Origin of the sequence: Propioniciclava tarda (assembly GCF_900182665.1) — a bacterium.
In the GTDB taxonomy this organism is placed as follows: Bacteria; Actinomycetota; Actinomycetes; order Propionibacteriales; family Propionibacteriaceae; genus Propioniciclava; species Propioniciclava tarda.
The window spans coordinates 23,679-39,953 of record NZ_FXTL01000005.1 but is presented as its reverse complement, the minus strand read 5'-3'; the positions used below and the strand labels follow the sequence as shown (position 1 = coordinate 39,953).

Genomic DNA, 16,275 nt, shown 5'->3' with positions numbered 1-16,275 from the left:
ATGCTTTCCCTCGCAGAGGTCGTCGCGCTGCGCACCGAGCTGTCGGCTGCCGACCTCGCCGACCTCGAGCGGCTCGTCGAAGAGTGGGAGCTGTTGGCCGACCTGTCCTTCTCGGACCTGATCCTGTGGGTCCCGGACGCCGACCCGAACGTGTTCTGGGCGGCCGCCCAGGTGCGCCCCACGACCGGACCGACCGCCCTCGAGGACGACGTCGTCGGGGATGACATCAGCTACGAGGTGGACAGCCTCGTGATGGAGGCGTACCTCTCGCAGGAGCTCGCGCACACGTCCGGCAACAAGCTGCACGCCGGCATCCCGGTCGAACAGCACGCGGTCCCGATCAGCCGACGCGGACGGGTCATCGGCATCGTGGAGATGCACACGAATAGGATGGGCGTCCGGGCGCCGGGCGCCCTGGAGGAGACCTACCTCGACCTGGCCACGATCCTGCGGGCGATGATGTTCCGTGGCGAGTTCCCCATGGACGGCGAAAAGCCCGTGCCCTGGATCAGCCCGCGCGTGGTCGACGGACTCATCCGGGTGGACGGTGCCGGGAACGTGATCTTCGCCAGCCCGAACTCCGTGAGCGCGTTCCGGCGCCTCGGCGTACCGGGCGATCTGCTGGGGGAGGAGTTCCGCCACGTCCTGGCGACCCTGCCGGCCGAGACCCGGATGCCGACGGACACGGCGGTGTCCGACCGGGTGCGTCCGCATGAGTTCGACCTCGACTCGACGACCGCCGCCGTCCGACTGCGCGTCCAGCCGTTGCTGTGTGCCGGACGCCCCTGCGGCTACCTGATCATGTGCCGCGACACCACCGAACTGCGCTCGCGGGAGCGGCAGCTGGTGACCAAGGACGCCACGATCCGCGAGATCCACCATCGGGTGAAGAACAACCTGCAGACCGTGTCCGCCCTGTTGCGCCTGCAGGCCCGGCGGACGGCGTCCGACGAGACCCGAAACGCCCTCTCGGACGCCCAGAAGCGGGTGGCCGCGATCGCCGTGGTCCACGAGATTCTGTCCCAGGCGTTCGACAGCTCGGTTCGGTTCGACGACGTGGCGGATCGCCTCTTGATGATGGTGCGCGAAGTGGCGGCGATGCACCATGTGATCATGAGACGCGAGGGCTCGTTCGGTTACGTGCCTGCCGCCGCGGCGACGAGCTTGTCCCTCGTGCTGACCGAGATCACCCAGAACGCCATCGAGCATGGGCTGGGCGAGGGTGCCGGCACCGTGACGGTGCGGGCCGCCCAGAACGACGGACGCCTCGTCGTGGAGGTCATCAACGACGGCACGTCCATGCCGACCAGCTTCCGGCTGGAGGACAGCGACAGCCTCGGCCTGTCGATCGTCGCCACCCTGGTGGCCGATCTGCACGGACGCTTCGAGGTGCTGCCGCGCGAGGACGCTCCCGGCACCCGCGCCGTGATCGACATCCCGGTCGCCTGACGGCTCAGCGACCTCTCAGGGGTCGGCACGCAGACTCATGAGGTCGGGTCGTTGGAGTGCGCCCGAGCTGGAAGGACCACGTGACCCTCACCACCACCAAAGCGACGTCTGTGACGCCCCGACGGGCCAAGCGTCGCCGGCCCACCGTCGGGACCTACGTCACCTGCGCAAGAAGATCGACGTCCCGTTCGGCCGGGCCGCGATCGAGACGGTGCGCGGCGTCGGCTACCGACTGGACGCCGACGGCGGCTGAGCGGGCGTCTGACGACCTTGGTCCGGGACAGTGGGCGGCAGTTCGATGGTGAACAGGGCGCCCCCGAGGTCCGACTCGGTGGTCCGGACGGATCCGCCGTGCGCAGCCACGACCTCGGCGACGATGGCCAGTCCCAGGCCGGAACCTCCCGAGTCCCTCGAGCGTGACTCGTCCAGCCGATCTCATCGGCGGCGGGCGGTACGGGCACGCGCTCGTCCAGGCTGCGTGTCACCGTTGACGTGCCCGGACGCGGCAGCCTCGGCTACGACTACCAGCCGGCCGAAAGCCGGGACGGACTGTTCGGCGGCAACAGCAAGTGGCGGGGGCCGGTGTGGTTTCCGGTGAACGTGCTCCTGCTGGGCGCGCTGCGGGCCTATGAGCGGGCCTTGGCCGCGGACACCACCTTCGAGTACCCGGTCGGGACGGGCCGCCAGCGAAGGCTCGGCGAGATCATCGCCGCCCTCCGCGACGGGCTCGTCGACCTGTTCCGAGTCGGACGAGACGGGCGGCGGCCGGGGGACCCGCGCACCTGCCGCAGGGTCCGCTGTGGGGGCATCCCACGTTCAGCGAGTACTTCGACGGGGACACCGGCGCCGGACTAGGGGCCTCACACCAGACAGGCTGGACGGCCCTGGTGGCCGACCTGATCTGCCGGGGCGGGGAAAAGCTAAAGCCTGGTAGGCCGTCAGCCGCGCAGCCGCGAACGCGCGTTGCGGCGCTTCATGGCACGACGCTCGTCCTCGGACAGGCCACCCCAGACACCGTGGTCCTGCCCGGCCTCCAGGGCCCATTGCAGGCACTCGGAGCGGACCTCGCAGCGGTCACACACCTTCTTGGCCTCGGCGATCTGCATGATGGCAGGCCCGGTGTTCCCCACGGGGAAGAACAGCTCCGGGTCCTCCGTCAGGCAAGCTGCGCGGTGGCGCCAGTCCATGTGGAAACCACTCCTTGTTGGATTGAACGGAAATCAGCGGTCCGCGTCACCGGCCAGAGGCGGGCGCGTAAGCCGTACAAGACTCCCAGGGATCCGCGACCCACACAAGGGATGATGCGAAATCGTCCACACTCTCCATACACTTTCGCGCCATTCGTTCACTCCCGGGCATCCTCGGGCATCCAGCGGTGCCCGGACGCCCTCGCTACGATGCGACCGTGCCTGTCTCTACCGCCCGGCCCCACAGCCTCATCGTCGCCGCAGCCCTCACCGGGGTGGCGGCCGCCTTCATGGCCGTCATGGGCGTCTTGTCCGTGCTGGCCCGGTTCGCGGCGCTGTCGGTCGGGATCGGCGCCGTGCTGGTGGCCTGGGCGCTCGTGCTGGCCTGGGCCGCCTGGGGGCTGTTCCGCGGGAAGCGCTGGGCCCGAGGACCGGTCGTCGCCGGCGGCCTCCTGCACCTGGCGTCCTTCGCGAACTTCATGCCGTCCCAGCCGCTCGCCGCCATCGGCGCCGTGGTGGCGGCAGCGACCGTGGCGACCGCCGTCTGGCCGTCCACCACCAAGGCCCTGAAACTCGACGAGCGGGACGCCTGATCCGGCGTCCCGCTCGCTGTCGAGCCGGCTACGCGCGGAAGGCGCGCTCCATCAGGTCGGCCTCCTGGGCCTTGTGCACGGTCAGCAGGCCGACCGACGGCGCGGACGCCTCCGGCCTCGTGACCCCGGTCATCCGCAGTTCGTAGTCGGGCATGACCTTGGCCAGGGCACCGGCCAGGTGCAACTGCATGAACTGGTACGCACCCTGGTTCTCGGGCTCGTCCTGCACCCACCGCACGTCGCCGACGTGGCGGTAGTTGTTCAGGATCGCGGCCAGGTGCTCGGTCGGCAGCGGGTACAGGCGCTCGATGGCGATGATCGCGACCTGTCCGTCGAGACCCCGCTTCTCGCGCTCCACCACCAGCTCCCAGCGGATCTTGCCCGAGCACAGGATGATCTCGCGGACGCGTCCGCGATCGGTGATCGTCGGGTCGTCGATGGCGTGCTGCCAGCGGCCGTTGGTGAAGTCCTCGGGCATGGACGTCGCGAGCTTGTTCCGCAGCCCCGACTTCGGGGTCATGATGACGACCGGACGGTGCCAGTTCACGTACGTGTGCGTGCGCAGCAGGTGGAAGTAGTTCGCCGGCGTCGACGGCTGGCAGACCGCCAGGGCGCCCTCGGAGCACAGCTGCAGCCACCGCTCGATGCGCGCCGAGCTGTGGTCCGGGCCCTGCCCCTCGTAGCCGTGAGGCAGCAGCAGTACGACGCCCGACTTCTGCGTCCACTTGGCCGTTCCGGAGCTGATGTACTCGTCCGCGATGATCTGCGCCCCGTTGGCGAAGTCGCCGAACTGACCCTCCCAGCAGACCAGGGCCTGCGGGGACGCCACCGAGTAGCCGTACTCGAACCCCATGGCCGCGTACTCGCTGAGCAGCGAGTCGTAGACATAGAAGTGGCCTTGAGAGTCGGCGTCCGTGAGGTGCTTCAGCGGCACGTACTCGCGGTTGGTCCGGCGGTCGACGACAGCGGCGAAGCGCTGGCTGAAGGTGCCTCGTCGGCTGTCCTGGCCGACCAGGCGGACGTCGCGTCCCTCGAGCAGCAGCGATCCCATCGCCAACAGCTCGCCGGTCGCCCAGTCGATCGGGCCCTCCAGGATCTGCTCGCGCCGGCGCTCCATCTGGGGCAGCACCTTGGGGTGGACCTCGAAGCCGTCGGGGTAGGAGACCTGCGCGTCCGCGATGAGCCGCATGGTGTCGGCCGTGATGGACGTGCCCTGGTCCTGGCCCAGCTTCGCGGGGTAGAACGGGACGCGGGTGTACTTGTCGTCCTCATCCGACGTGGCCTCGCGGACCTCCTTGAAGACAGCCTCGAGGCGCTGGCGGAACCGCTCGGACACCGCGTCCGCATCGTCCGTGGTGATGTCACCGCGTCCGATCAGGGACTCGGTGTACAGCTTGCGGACGGATCGCTTCTGCTCGATCAGGTCGTACATCTTGGGCTGCGTGAAGCTGGGATCGTCACCCTCGTTATGACCGCGCCGGCGATACGCGACGATGTCGAGCACCACGTCGACGTGGAACGCCTGCCGGAACTCGACCGCCAGGCGTGCGGTGCGAGCCACGGCCTCGGGATCGTCGCCGTTCACGTGGAAGATCGGCGCCTGCACGACCTTCGCCACGTCGGTGCAGTACGTGGACGACCGCGACTCCGACGGCGCCGTGGTGAAGCCGACCTGGTTGTTGACGATGATGTGAACGGTGCCGCCGACCCGGAAGCCGCGGAGACGGCTCATCTGCAGCACCTCGTACACCACGCCTTGGCCGGAGAAGGCCGCGTCGCCGTGCAGGAGCACCGGCAGTACCGAGAAGTTGCTGTCCCCGGCGTTGATACGCAGCCAGTCCTGCTTGGCGCGCGTGATGCCGCCCACGACGGGGTTGACCGTCTCGAGGTGGCTGGGGTTGGCCGCCACCGACGTCTTGACCTTCTTGCCCGAGACGGCGGTGAACTCGCCCTCGGCGCCCAGGTGGTACTTGACGTCGCCGGTGCCCATCGTCTGCTCGAGGTCGATCTTGCCGTCGAACTCGCGGAAGATTTGGCCGTAGCTCTTGCCTGCCACGTTGGCCAAGACGTTCAGGCGTCCGCGGTGGGGCATGCCGATGACGACCTCGGCCAGATCGTGCTCGGCCGCGCGATCGCAGACCTCATCGACTGCCACGATGGTGGACTCGGCGCCCTCGAGGCTGAACCGCTTCTGGCCGACGAACTTCGTCTGCAGGAAGGTCTCGAAGATCTCTGCCTCGTTGAGCTTGTCCAGGATCCGCAGGTGCTCCTCACGGGACCAGCGCCGGAAGGGCCGCTCGATCCGCTCCTGCAGCCAGCGGCGCTGGGCGGGCTCCTGGATGTGCATGTACTCGGTGCCGAAGCTGCCGCAGTAGGAGCGACGCAATTGGGCGAGGATGTCGCGCAGCGTCATGGTCTCGCGGTCGTGACCGCCGAAGGTCCCGACGGGGAACTCGCGATCGAGGTCCCAGATCGTGAGGCCGTGGTTGGACAGGTCTAGGTCGGGGTGGTTGCGCTGGCGGTACTCGAGCGGATCGGTGTCGGCCACGAGGTGGCCCCAGGTGCGGTAGGCCTCGATCAGCTGGATGACGCGCGCGCCCTTGTTGACCTCGTAGCTGCGGTGCGCGGAGTCGTCGTCCTCCCAGCGCAGCGGCGTGTACGGGATGCGCAGCGCGGCGAAGATCTGGTCGTAGAAGTCGTGCTTGCCGATCATCAGCTCGTGCATGACCTTGAGGAACTCGCCCGAGGTCGCGCCCTGGATGACGCGGTGGTCGTAGGTCGACGTGAGCGTCGTGATCTTGGACACCCCGAGTTCGTTGCGACGCTGATCGGACGCCCCCTGGAACTCCGGCGGCCAGTCGATCGAGCCGACGCCGAGGATGATGCCCTGGCCGGTCATGAGCCGGGGAACGGAGTGGCTAGTGCCAAGGCCCCCGGGGTTGGTCAGCGAAACTGTGGTGCCGGCGAAGTCGTCGACGGTCAGGGCGCCGGTGCGAGCCTTCTTGACGAGGTCCTCGTACGCGCGCCAGAACTCGGCGAAGTTCATCTCGTCCGCGCCCTTGATGTTGGGCACCAGCAACTGCCGGACGTCGCCCTTCTTCTGGTCGATCGCCAGGCCAAGGTTGATGGACGCCGGCACGACGACGGCTGGCTTGCCTTCGACCTCGGCGTAGGCGCAGTTCATCTCGGGCACCATCGTGAGCGCCTTGACCATCGCGTAGCCGATGAGGTGCGTGAACGAGATCTTGCCGCCCGTGGTGCGCGCGAGGTGATCGTTGATCAGCTGGCGCTGGTCGATGACGAGCTTCATCGGCACGTTGCGGACCGTCGTCGCCGTCGGCATCGACAGTGACAGGTCCATGTTCTTGGCGGTGCGCATGGGCGCACCCTTGAGGATCGTCGTCGTCGCGCCGTCCTTGGCCTGGGCCTGGACCGGTCCCGTCGGCCGGTTGGCCGACAGCCCGCCTCCGGAGCCCGGGTCCTGCGGCCCGGACTTCGCGGGGGCGGCGGCCTTGATCGTCTCGACCTGGCGTGCCACTTCCTTCTGCTTCTCCGAGTCCCGAACGGACGCCGCAGGCGCGGCCTGCGTCGCGGCCGGGGGAGCGGCGGGTGCGGCCACGGGAGCGGCCGCCACGGGGGCCGAAGCGGGAGCTGCCGCGGCCGGAGCAGGTGCCGGGCGGGCCGTGCTCGCGGGCGCCGGTGCCGAGGTGGGAGCCGCGCCCGCGGCGTCCGCGGTCTGCTTGCGGAAGAACTCGACCCAGACCGCGTCGACGGAACTCGGATCGGAGAGGTACCGGTCGTACATCTCATCGATGAGCCAGTCGTTGGCTCCGAAGTCGGAGGGGAGGTCGATGGGGTTGTTATCGGGCGTCGTCGCCACTTGATGCCTTCTTCCCGTCGCGGTCCTGCGGCAGCCAGGACCCACTGGCCTGTTCGTCCGATGGTAGGCCACGGGCACCCTCCTGGGCACGTAGCGTCCCGGTGATCTCTCGATTTCGTGAGATCTCTTCGCGGGTGGCCGAGGAGGGCGTTCGGATGTTCGGCGCCCCCAGCAGGATTCGAACCTGCGCTCCCGCCTCCGGAGGGCGGTGCTCTATCCCCTGAGCTATGGGGGCCGTTGGCCTTGTGGGCCGCCGGACACTCTAGCAAACCTCGGCGGCGTCCTTCGTTTCAGCCGCTGGGCCCGGCGGCGTCCGCAAGCCTGAAACTGGCAGAGTTGACCCATGACCCACATGCACGTCGCCGGCTCGATCCATGCCGACGTCACCTCGCCAGCCCCGCAGTGGCTGGTGAAGCCGACCGATGTCAACGCCCTCGATCGTCGCCTCTGGAGCGACACCGTCGACCGTGGCGCCGGCGGCGTCCTGACGATCGGTGGCCTGACGGCGGAGCAGATCGTCGAGCAGACGGGGTCGCCCGTGTACGTGATCGACGAGCTGGACTTCCGCGGCCGCGCCCTGTCGTGGCGCGAGGCGTTCGCGGGCTGGAAGGTCTACTACGCGGCCAAGAGCTTCCTGTGCGCGACCGTCGCCCGGTGGATCTCCGAGGAGGGCCTGAACCTCGACGTTTCGAGCCACGGCGAGCTGATGGTGGCGCTGCGCGCCGGCTTCGACCCCGCACGCCTCGCGCTGCACGGCAACAACAAGAGCGACGAGGTGCTGCGGTTGGCGCTGACCTCGGGCGTCGGACGGATCGTCGTCGACTCCTCCGACGAGATCGGACGCCTCGAGCGCCTCACCGCGGAACTGGGCGTCCGCGCATCGGTCCTGATCCGCGTGACGACCGGCGTCGAAGCGCACACCCACACCTACATCGCCACGGGCCACGAGGACCAGAAGTTCGGCCTGTCGATCACGGGCGGCCAGGCGTTGGTCGGCATGGTGCGTTGCTTCCACAGCCCCAACATCGATCTGGTCGGCATTCACAGCCACATCGGCAGCCAGATCTTCGACACTCACGGCTTCGAGGTGGCCGCTCGCCGCACGCTGAAGCTGGTGTCGCAGTTCCGCGAGGCGACCGGCGTCACCTTGTCCGAGCTCGACCTGGGCGGCGGCTTCGGCATCGCGTACACCGCGGAGGACACCCCTGCGACGGCCGCCGACCTGGCCGCCAGCCTCAAGGACATCGTCGCCCACGAATGCCGCGGCTTCGGTCTGGACGTTCCGCAGCTGTCCGTCGAGCCCGGACGCGCGATCAGCGGCCCTGCCGGCACCGCGATCTACCGCGTGGGCACCGTGAAGGCGGTCGAGATCGGCGGTGGACACACCCGCCGCTACGTCAGCGTGGACGGCGGCATGAGCGACAACATCCGCCCCGCCCTCTATGCGGCCGAGTACTCGGCCGTCCTCGCGAACCGGGCATCGGACGCCCGCCCCGTGCTGTCCCGGGTGGTGGGCCTGCACTGTGAGGGCGGCGACATTCTGGTCCGCGACGTGTTCCTGCCCGGCGACATCCGCCCGGGGGATCTGGTCGCCGTGCCGGCGTCCGGCGCCTACTCGCGCTCGATGGCGAGCAACTACAACTACACGCCGCGGCCGCCGGTCGTCGCCGTGCGGGACGGCACGTTGACGCCGTTGATCCATCGGGAGACGCTGGACGACTTGCTCGCGCTGGACGCCGGCCTGAGCCCCCGACACGACGAGGTGGAACGATGACCAAGCGCCCCCAGCCCCTGCGCGTGGCTCTGCTCGGGCCCGGGGTGGTCGGCAAGAAGGCCGCCCAGCTGCTGATCGACGAGGCTGCCGAGCTGGGAGCCCGCGTGGGGCGTCCGCTCGAGTTGGCCGCCGTCGGCAGCCGTCGCGCCTCGGTCGAGGGCATCGACCAGGCGCTGCTGACCTCCGATCTGGACGCCCTCGTCCGGCGCAACGACATCGACCTGGTCGTGGAACTGATCGGCGGCATCGAGCCGGCGCGCAGCCTGATCTTGGCCGCCATCGAGCACGGCAAGTCTGTCGTGACCGCCAACAAGGCCCTCCTCGCCCGGCACGGCGCGGAGCTCTTCGCCGCCGCGGACGCCCACGGCGTCGATGTGTATTACGAGGCCGCCGTGGGCGGAGCCATCCCGATCATCCGGCCGCTGCGCGAGTCGCTCGTCGCCGACTCGGTGACCGCCGTCATGGGCATCGTCAACGGCACGACGAACTACATCCTCGACCAGATGCACACCCACGGGGTCACCTACGCCGAGGCGCTGGCGGACGCGCAGAAGCTCGGCTTCGCCGAGGCCGACCCGACCGCCGATGTGGAGGGCCACGATGCGGCCGCCAAGGCGGCCATTTTGGCTTCGCTCGCGTTCCACACGCGGGTGACCTTCGACGACGTCGCCTGCGAGGGCATCAGCTCGATCACCGCCGGTGACATTGCCGCGGCCAAGGAAATGGGCTGCGTCATCAAACTGCTCGCCCGCTGCGCCAAGGCCGACGACGGCTCGGTCGCCGTCGGCGTCCATCCGACGATGGTGCCCCTCGAGCACCCGCTGGCGTCCGTGTCAGGGGCGTTCAACGCAGTCTTCGTCGAGCTCGAGTGGGCCGACAAGCTGATGTTCATGGGTCCGGGTGCGGGCGGACGCCCCACCGCGTCCGCCGTCGTCGGCGACGTCGTGACAGCTGCCCGTAACAAGGTGCGCGGTGTCGCGGGTCCGGGGGAGACGTCGTACAACGAGCCGAACATCTGCGACCCGGGCCGGGTCTCCTCGCGCTACTACCTGCAGATGGTCGTCCAGGACAGCCCCGGAGTCCTCGCCCAGATCGCGACCTGCTTCGCTGCGCACGACGTGTCCATCCAGGCTGTCCGCCAAGTGCCGGCCGGTCCCGACGCGGTGCACGAGGCTCAACTGGGGATCATGACCCACACCGCCCCGAACGCCCAGGTCAGGGCCCTCATCGCCGCCCTCGAGACGATGGCTGAGGTCGACGAAGGCGTCCGGGTGCTGCGCGTGGAAGGGGAGTGACGTGCTGCTCGCCTGCCTGGATATGGAAGGGGTGCTGGTCCCCGAGATCTGGGTGAACGTCGCCCAGCGGACGGGCATCGAGGCCCTGCGGCGCACCACGCGCGACGAGCCGGACTACGACAAGCTGATGCAGTACCGGATCGCCGTCATGGCCGAGCACGGAGTCACGCTGTCGGTGATCCAGTCCGTGATCTCCGAGATGGGCCCGCTGCCCGGAGCAAGAGAGTTCCTGGACGCCCTGCGTCGCGACTACCAGGTGGTCATCCTGAGCGACACCTTCTACCAGTTCGGCATGCCCTTGATGGAACACCTCGGCATGCCCACGCTGTTCTGCCACCACCTGGTGGTGGCCGACGACATGATCGTGGGCTATCGGCTCCGGCAGCCCGACTCCAAGACCCACGCCGTGCGCGCGCTGCAATCGCTCAACTTCACCTGCATCGCGACGGGCGACTCCTACAACGACACCGGGATGCTCGCGCAGGCCGAGGCGGGCATCCTGTTCTGCCCGCCCGACAACGTGATCGCCGAGTTCCCGCAGTTCCCGGTGACGACGAACTACGTCGACCTCCGAGCTGCGTTCGACGCTGCTGCCGCTGCGCTGTGACGCGTTGGAGCGCGCGCTGCGCTCGTGTAGAGTGAGCCGTGCGGCTTTCGCCGCGTTTCCAGATCACCGCAGAGGCTCTTGACGGCCTGCCCTGATCTGAACACCCTTTGACGGCTCCAGCGAGCCGGGCCCGCCCGCACAGTCAGCGAGGATCGGGCCGATCCGAGAGGACATCAGTGACCGAAAGCAACTCGACCTCACCTGCATCCAGCAGGTCTGGTCTCGACTCCATGCTGCTGCCCGAGTTGAAGAAGGTCGCTTCTTCGCTCGGCATCAAGGGCACCGGCATGCGCAAGGCCGACCTCGTGTCGGCCATCAGGGACGCCCGTCCGGCCAGCGCTCCGCGCTCCGAGCGTCCCGCCCGATCCCAGCGGGCACCCCAGGGCGAGAGCCCTGCAGCAGAGCAAGCGGCGCCGAGCGCTTCCCCGGACGCCCCCGCCGGCGAGCAACGCTCCAGCCGCCCGCGGCGCGAGCGCTCCCCGCGTCCCGAGCGGGGCGAGGCGCAGCCGGCCCTCACGGAGGCGTCCGGTTCGGACCAGGCTCCCCGCGAGGTCAACGCCGAGGTGGCCGCACGCCTCGACGCCCTTTCCGGGGGCGGTGGACGCCGCCAGCGTGGGCAGCGCGAGCAAGGCGAGCCGCGCGGTGAGGCGTCCGACGGGCAGCGCACCGAGCAGCGCCAGCCGCAGCAGCAGAACCAACAGAGCCAGGGCCAGCAGTCCAACCAGCAGGGCTACGGCGACTCGGACGACGACTCCGGCAGCCGCCGCAATCGCCGGCGTCGCAACCGCGACCGCACGAACAGCCCCCAGAATCGCCGCCAGAACCGCGGCAGCGCCGGGGCGTCCATCGAGCGGTTCGAGGCCGAGCCGGTCATCGCCGAGGACGACGTGCTCGTGGAGGTCCGCGGCATCCTGGACGTCCTGGACAACTACGCCTTCGTCCGGACGACCGGTTACCTGCCCGGCCCGAACGACGCCTACGTGTCGCTGTCGATGGTCCGCAAGTGGGGCCTGCGCAAGGGCGACATCGTGACCGGTGCGCTCCGCGCCCCCAAGGAGGGGGAGCGGCGCGAGAAGTTCAACCCGCTGGTCCGGATCGACCGCATCAACGACGACGATCCGGCCAAGGCGAAGGACCGCGTCGAGTTCAACAAGCTGACGCCGCTCTACCCGCAGGATCGCCTGCGCCTCGAGACCACGCCGACCAACATGACCGGACGCATCGTCGACCTGGTCGCCCCGATCGGCAAGGGCCAGCGCGGCCTGATCGTGTCGCCGCCCAAGGCGGGCAAGACGATGGTGATGCAGAACATCGCCAACGCGATCACGACCAACAACCCCGAGGTGCACCTGATGGTGGTCCTCGTGGACGAGCGTCCCGAGGAGGTCACCGACTTCCAGCGCTCTGTCAAGGGCGAGGTCATCGCGTCCACCTTCGACCGTCCGGCCGACGATCACACGACGATCGCCGAGCTGGCGATCGAGCGCGCCAAGCGCCTGGTCGAGCTGGGTCACGACGTCGTCGTCCTGCTGGACGGCATCACCCGCCTCTCGCGCGCCTACAACCTCGCGGCACCGGCGTCCGGACGCATCCTGTCCGGCGGCGTTGACTCGGCCGCGCTCTACCCGCCGAAGAAGTTCTTCGGCGCGGCGCGCAACGTCGAGCACGGCGGCTCGTTGACGATCCTCGCGACGGCTCTGGTTGAGACCGGCTCGAAGATGGACGAGGTGATCTTCGAGGAGTTCAAGGGCACCGGCAACATGGAGCTCCGCCTTCGCCGAGAGCTCGCTGACAAGCGCATCTTCCCGGCCATCGACCCGGTCGCGTCCGGTACGCGCCGCGAGGAGATGCTGCTGACGCGCGAAGAGTTGGCGATCATCTGGAAGCTCCGACGCGTCCTGTCCGGCCTCGACGACCAGCAGGCGCTGGAGATGCTGATCAACCGCATGAAGAAGACGCAGACCAACCTGGAGTTCCTGCACGTCATCTCCCGGACGACGCCGAACGCCGAGTAGGTCGGTCCCGACCAGAACGGACGCCGCCGGCGCAGCTTGCGCCCGCGGCGTCCGTTTGGGTTCCGGACGCCGATGGGGCAGAATGTCTCCTCGGTGCCGGTTCACGCCCGGGTCCATCAGGGCCCCGAAGCGATGGCGACCCGGCGATATCGAGGAGAATCCATGAAGCAGGGCATCCATCCCGACTACAAGGAGACCGAGGTCACCTGTAGCTGCGGCAACAAGTTCACGACGCGCAGCACCGCGCGTACCGGTCAGATCCACGCGGAAGTTTGCGCGGCCTGCCACCCGTTCTACACGGGCAAGCAGAAGATCCTGGACACGGGCGGTCGCGTCGCCCGCTTCGAGAAGCGCTACGCGAACCTCAAGAAGTCTTAGCGACCTACCAGCGCCGGGCATCGGGGAATCTTCCCCGGGCCCGGCGTTGTGCTTGTCCGGCACCTAGCAGGAGGCAGTGATGTTCGAGGCGGCCGACCAACTGAAGGTCGAGTACGCGCAGCTGGAGGGCCAGCTCTCCGATCCGGCGACCCACGCCGACATGGCGCGCGCCCGCAAGATCGGACGCCGCTACGCCGAGCTGGCGCCGATCGTCAAGGCGCTCAACGAGCACGAGGAGCTGACCGGCGATCTGGAGGCCGCGCGCGAGCTGGCCGGTGAGGACGCGTCCTTCGCCGACGAAGCCGACCGGCTGGAGGCTCGGCTGACCGAGGTCACCGAGCGGCTCAACACGCTGCTGGCACCGCGCGATCCCAACGACACCGAGGACGCGCTGCTGGAGATCAAGTCCGGCGAAGGCGGCGAGGAGTCGGCGCTGTTCGCCGGAGACCTGTTCGAGATGTACAGCCGGTTCGCAACCGCCAAGGGCTGGAAGGTCGAGGTGCTGGACTCGCAGGAGACCGACCTCGGCGGGTACAAGACGATCACCCTCGCGGTGAAGGCGTCAGGCACGGCGTCCGGGGAGAACATGCCCTTCGGCTCGCTGAAGTTCGAGGGCGGCGTCCATCGCGTGCAGCGCGTGCCGGTCACCGAGACCCAGGGCCGCATCCATACGTCGGCCGCCGGCGTCCTGGTGACGCCGGACGTCGATGCCGACGAAACGATCGTCATCAACGACGACGACCTGCGGATCGACGTCTACCGCAGCTCCGGCAAGGGTGGACAGGGCGTCAACACCACCGACTCGGCCGTCCGCATCACGCACCTGCCCACCAACACGGTCGTGACCTGCCAGAACGAGCGCTCCCAGATGCAGAACAAGGAGCAAGCCATGCGCATCCTGCGGTCGCGCCTGGCCGCGATGGCCGCGGATCAGGCGTCCGCCGAGGCGTCCGCTGCCCGCAAGTCGCAGGTCCGCACGGTCGATCGCTCGGAGCGGATCCGCACCTACAACTTCCCCGAGAACCGCATCGCCGACCACCGGATCGGTTACAAGGCGTACAACCTGGACGCCGTCCTGGCCGGCGATCTGCAGGCCGTGGTCGACGCGTTGCAGGCCGCAGATCTCGCCGAACGCCTCGCGGCCTTCTCTGGCTGATGCGGACGTCGCAGCTGGTCGCGCAGGGAGCGCAACGGCTTGGCAGTGCCGCCGAGTCGAAGACGCTGCTGGCGCACGTCCTAGGCGTCGAGCCGGCCTCGTTGCCCCTGATCATCGAGGTGTCGGACGCCCACGCCGCGGCCTTCGCTGCGCTGCTGGAGCGGCGGCGAGCCGGCGAGCCTGTCCAGCACCTCACGGGGCGCGCGTTCTTCCGCGGGGTGTCCGTCGCCGTCGGGCCGGGGGTCTTCATCCCGCGTCCGGAGACCGAACTGCTCGTTCAATGGGCGCTCGATGCCCTCGGCGCGCACCCTGGCCGGCCGGCCGAGGCGGCCGGGCACGAAGGTCCGTCGGCGCCGGTGGTCGTTGAGCTGTGTGCCGGCTCGGGGGCCATCTCGCTCGCGCTGGCGTCCGAGTGCCCGGGTCTGGTCCAGTACGCGGTCGAGGTCAGCGATGACGCGTGGCCCTACCTGGTGAGAAACGTGACGGGGACGGCCCTGCAGCCGGTGCTGGGCGACATGGCGGATGCCCTCTCCGAGCTGGACGGCACCGTCGACCTGGTCATCGCCAACCCGCCCTACATTCCGGAGTCGGCACGGTCTGAATTGCCTGCTGACGTGCTGCGTGACCCCGACATGGCCCTGTTCTCGGGGCCGGACGGGCTGGAGGCGCTGCGCGTGGTGGCGTCCGTGGCGACACGGCTGCTGCGCTCCGGGGGAGTGTTGGGGGCTGAGCACGACGACACGCATCACGAGTCTGCGCCCAACGTGCTGCGTGCCGCTGGGTTCGTCGACGTCGTCGATCACCTCGACCTCGCCGGTCGACCGCGTTACGTCACTGCACGGGTCCCGGACCTCTCACCTGGCAGGATGGGCCCGTGAGCATCGACGACCTGGCGGACCACGAGGACGCAGCGAGCACCATCGACCTCTCCGGCGAGAGCGCCGCTTTGAGCGCGGAAGAGCCGACGTATCTCGTGGTGGACGCGCACGGCGATTCGGACGTTGCATTCGATGCGGCTACCGACGCGATCTCATCCGGTGCCGTCATCGTGCTTCCCACGGACACCGTCTATGGCGTGGCCGCCGATCCCTTCTCGGCCCTGGCGGTGCAGCGCCTCCTGGACGCCAAGCGGCGCGGTCGCGACATGCCGCCGCCCGTCCTGGTCGCCGAGGTGGAGATGGTCGGCTCGTTGGCGGACGTCGATGATCGGGTACGGGCGCTGGGTGCCGCGTTTTGGCCCGGCGCGCTGACGTTGGTCCTCAACGCGTCCGACAGCCTGCGCATGGACCTCGGGGACCGCGGCGCCACGATCGCGGTGCGCGTGCCCGACCACGAGTTCACGAGGGAACTGCTGCGGCGCACCGGGCCTCTTGCGGTCACCTCCGCCAACGTCAGCGGGCAGGAGGCCGCGCTGACGATCGACGAAGCCACCAGCCAGCTTGGCAACGCCGTGAGCGTCTACCTGAACGCGGGGACGATGTCCGGACCGGTCCCGTCGACGATCCTCGACCTCAGTGGGGAGTCGGCGCAGCTTCTTCGTGCCGGACGCCTGACGATGGCAGAGATCAACGAGGTGGTCCCGGGTCTGCTCCCCGAGGTCGCGCCCGACGAGGCGACGGTGCCTGAACCCACCCTGCAGGACGCGGCGGAGCCCGAAGCGGCGTCCAGCGACGCGGCAGATCCCGACCCGGCTTCCCACGCGGCGGAGCCCGCTGAGTCGTCCCACGAAGCGGCAGAGCTCGACCTGGCTTCCCACGCGGCGGAGCCCACTGAGGCGTTCCACGATCCGGCAGAGCCCGCCCCGGCTCCGCTCGCGGCGGAGCCCGCTGAGGCGTCAGTCGAGCATCTCGGACGCGTGACCGCGGGCGACGCCGAGCAACCCGCCAACTCGACCGACCCGGCGGAAAGCTAGAGGCGCGGCGATGTCGACCGCGAGCGGCG

The 16,275-nt window shown here is 69.1% G+C and carries 15 protein-coding genes and 1 tRNA gene; 12 read left to right on the top strand and 4 right to left on the bottom strand.

The genetic code is table 11. The features are described from left to right. Window positions 1–1,449: a sensor histidine kinase gene (locus FN821_RS05695; protein WP_131171756.1), complete on the top strand. Its 1,449-nt coding sequence runs from the start codon at window positions 1–3 to the stop codon at window positions 1,447–1,449. A gap of 37 nt (window positions 1,450–1,486) precedes the next feature. Continuing rightward, window positions 1,487–1,702 (top strand): helix-turn-helix domain-containing protein, encoded by a 216-nt coding sequence (locus tag FN821_RS14870; protein WP_206662020.1) that lies wholly within the window; start codon window positions 1,487–1,489, stop codon window positions 1,700–1,702. Here the strand turns inward: FN821_RS14870 and FN821_RS14865 are convergent. After that, complete coding sequence (locus tag FN821_RS14865) at window positions 1,675–1,878, bottom strand: ATP-binding protein (protein ID WP_131171836.1); 204 nt, start codon at window positions 1,876–1,878, stop codon at window positions 1,675–1,677. The two genes, FN821_RS14870 and FN821_RS14865, sit on opposite strands and share 28 nt — an antisense overlap. 63 nt (window positions 1,879–1,941) lie before the next feature. Between FN821_RS14865 and FN821_RS05680 the strand changes: the two genes are divergently transcribed. Beyond that, window positions 1,942–2,304, top strand: coding sequence for a hypothetical protein (locus FN821_RS05680; RefSeq protein WP_131171755.1), 363 nt, complete (start codon window positions 1,942–1,944; stop codon window positions 2,302–2,304). A gap of 83 nt (window positions 2,305–2,387) precedes the next feature. On the opposite strand, the gene FN821_RS05675 is transcribed toward FN821_RS05680, so the two are convergent. Continuing rightward, window positions 2,388–2,636 carry a WhiB family transcriptional regulator gene (locus FN821_RS05675; protein ID WP_131171754.1) on the bottom strand — a complete coding sequence of 83 codons (249 nt, stop codon included), beginning with the start codon at window positions 2,634–2,636 and terminating at the stop codon, window positions 2,388–2,390. A 218-nt stretch (window positions 2,637–2,854) separates the two neighbouring features. Between FN821_RS05675 and FN821_RS05670 the strand changes: the two genes are divergently transcribed. Then, the gene (locus FN821_RS05670) at window positions 2,855–3,229 is read left to right on the top strand and encodes a hypothetical protein (protein WP_131171753.1); all 375 of its coding nucleotides are present in this window, start codon (window positions 2,855–2,857) and stop codon (window positions 3,227–3,229) included. Window positions 3,230–3,257: 28 nt separating this feature from the next. Here FN821_RS05670 and FN821_RS05665 read toward each other — a convergent pair whose 3' ends face one another. Together FN821_RS05665 and FN821_RS05660 are read right to left on the bottom strand one after the other, a co-directional pair. Beyond that, entirely contained in the window at window positions 3,258–7,109 is a 3,852-nt protein-coding gene (locus FN821_RS05665; protein WP_131171752.1) for a multifunctional oxoglutarate decarboxylase/oxoglutarate dehydrogenase thiamine pyrophosphate-binding subunit/dihydrolipoyllysine-residue succinyltransferase subunit, read from the bottom strand. A gap of 163 nt (window positions 7,110–7,272) precedes the next feature. Further along, window positions 7,273–7,344 (bottom strand) — tRNA-Arg (locus FN821_RS05660). A 108-nt stretch (window positions 7,345–7,452) separates the two neighbouring features. On the opposite strand from FN821_RS05660, the gene lysA reads away from it, so the two are divergent. The 8 genes from lysA (at window position 7,453) to FN821_RS05620 (ending at window position 16,246) form a co-directional block, all read left to right on the top strand. Next, window positions 7,453–8,883 carry a diaminopimelate decarboxylase gene (gene lysA, locus FN821_RS05655; protein ID WP_131171751.1) on the top strand — a complete coding sequence of 477 codons (1,431 nt, stop codon included), beginning with the start codon at window positions 7,453–7,455 and terminating at the stop codon, window positions 8,881–8,883. Then, entirely contained in the window at window positions 8,880–10,178 is a 1,299-nt protein-coding gene (locus FN821_RS05650) for a homoserine dehydrogenase (protein WP_131171750.1), read from the top strand. Before lysA ends, FN821_RS05650 begins: the two co-directional genes overlap by 4 nt. A 1-nt stretch (window position 10,179) precedes the next feature. After that, a complete protein-coding gene (thrH, locus tag FN821_RS05645; protein WP_131171749.1) occupies window positions 10,180–10,785 on the top strand; it encodes a bifunctional phosphoserine phosphatase/homoserine phosphotransferase ThrH in 606 nt (201 codons plus the stop codon). 230 nt (window positions 10,786–11,015) lie between these two features. Continuing rightward, the gene (gene rho, locus FN821_RS05640) at window positions 11,016–12,800 is read left to right on the top strand and encodes a transcription termination factor Rho (RefSeq protein ID WP_131171748.1); all 1,785 of its coding nucleotides are present in this window, start codon (window positions 11,016–11,018) and stop codon (window positions 12,798–12,800) included. Between the two features lie 162 nt (window positions 12,801–12,962). Further along, window positions 12,963–13,178: a 50S ribosomal protein L31 gene (gene rpmE, locus FN821_RS05635; protein ID WP_131171747.1), complete on the top strand. Its 216-nt coding sequence runs from the start codon at window positions 12,963–12,965 to the stop codon at window positions 13,176–13,178. A 79-nt stretch (window positions 13,179–13,257) separates the two neighbouring features. After that, on the top strand, window positions 13,258–14,334 hold the full coding sequence (gene prfA, locus FN821_RS05630) for a peptide chain release factor 1 (protein ID WP_131171746.1): 1,077 nt from the start codon (window positions 13,258–13,260) through the stop codon (window positions 14,332–14,334). Continuing rightward, complete coding sequence (gene prmC / locus FN821_RS05625; protein WP_131171745.1) at window positions 14,334–15,212, top strand: peptide chain release factor N(5)-glutamine methyltransferase; 879 nt, start codon at window positions 14,334–14,336, stop codon at window positions 15,210–15,212. Before prfA ends, prmC begins: the two co-directional genes overlap by 1 nt. Beyond that, window positions 15,209–16,246 (top strand): L-threonylcarbamoyladenylate synthase, encoded by a 1,038-nt coding sequence (locus FN821_RS05620; RefSeq protein WP_241660127.1) that lies wholly within the window; start codon window positions 15,209–15,211, stop codon window positions 16,244–16,246. Before prmC ends, FN821_RS05620 begins: the two co-directional genes overlap by 4 nt. Window positions 16,247–16,275 lie beyond the last annotated feature (29 nt).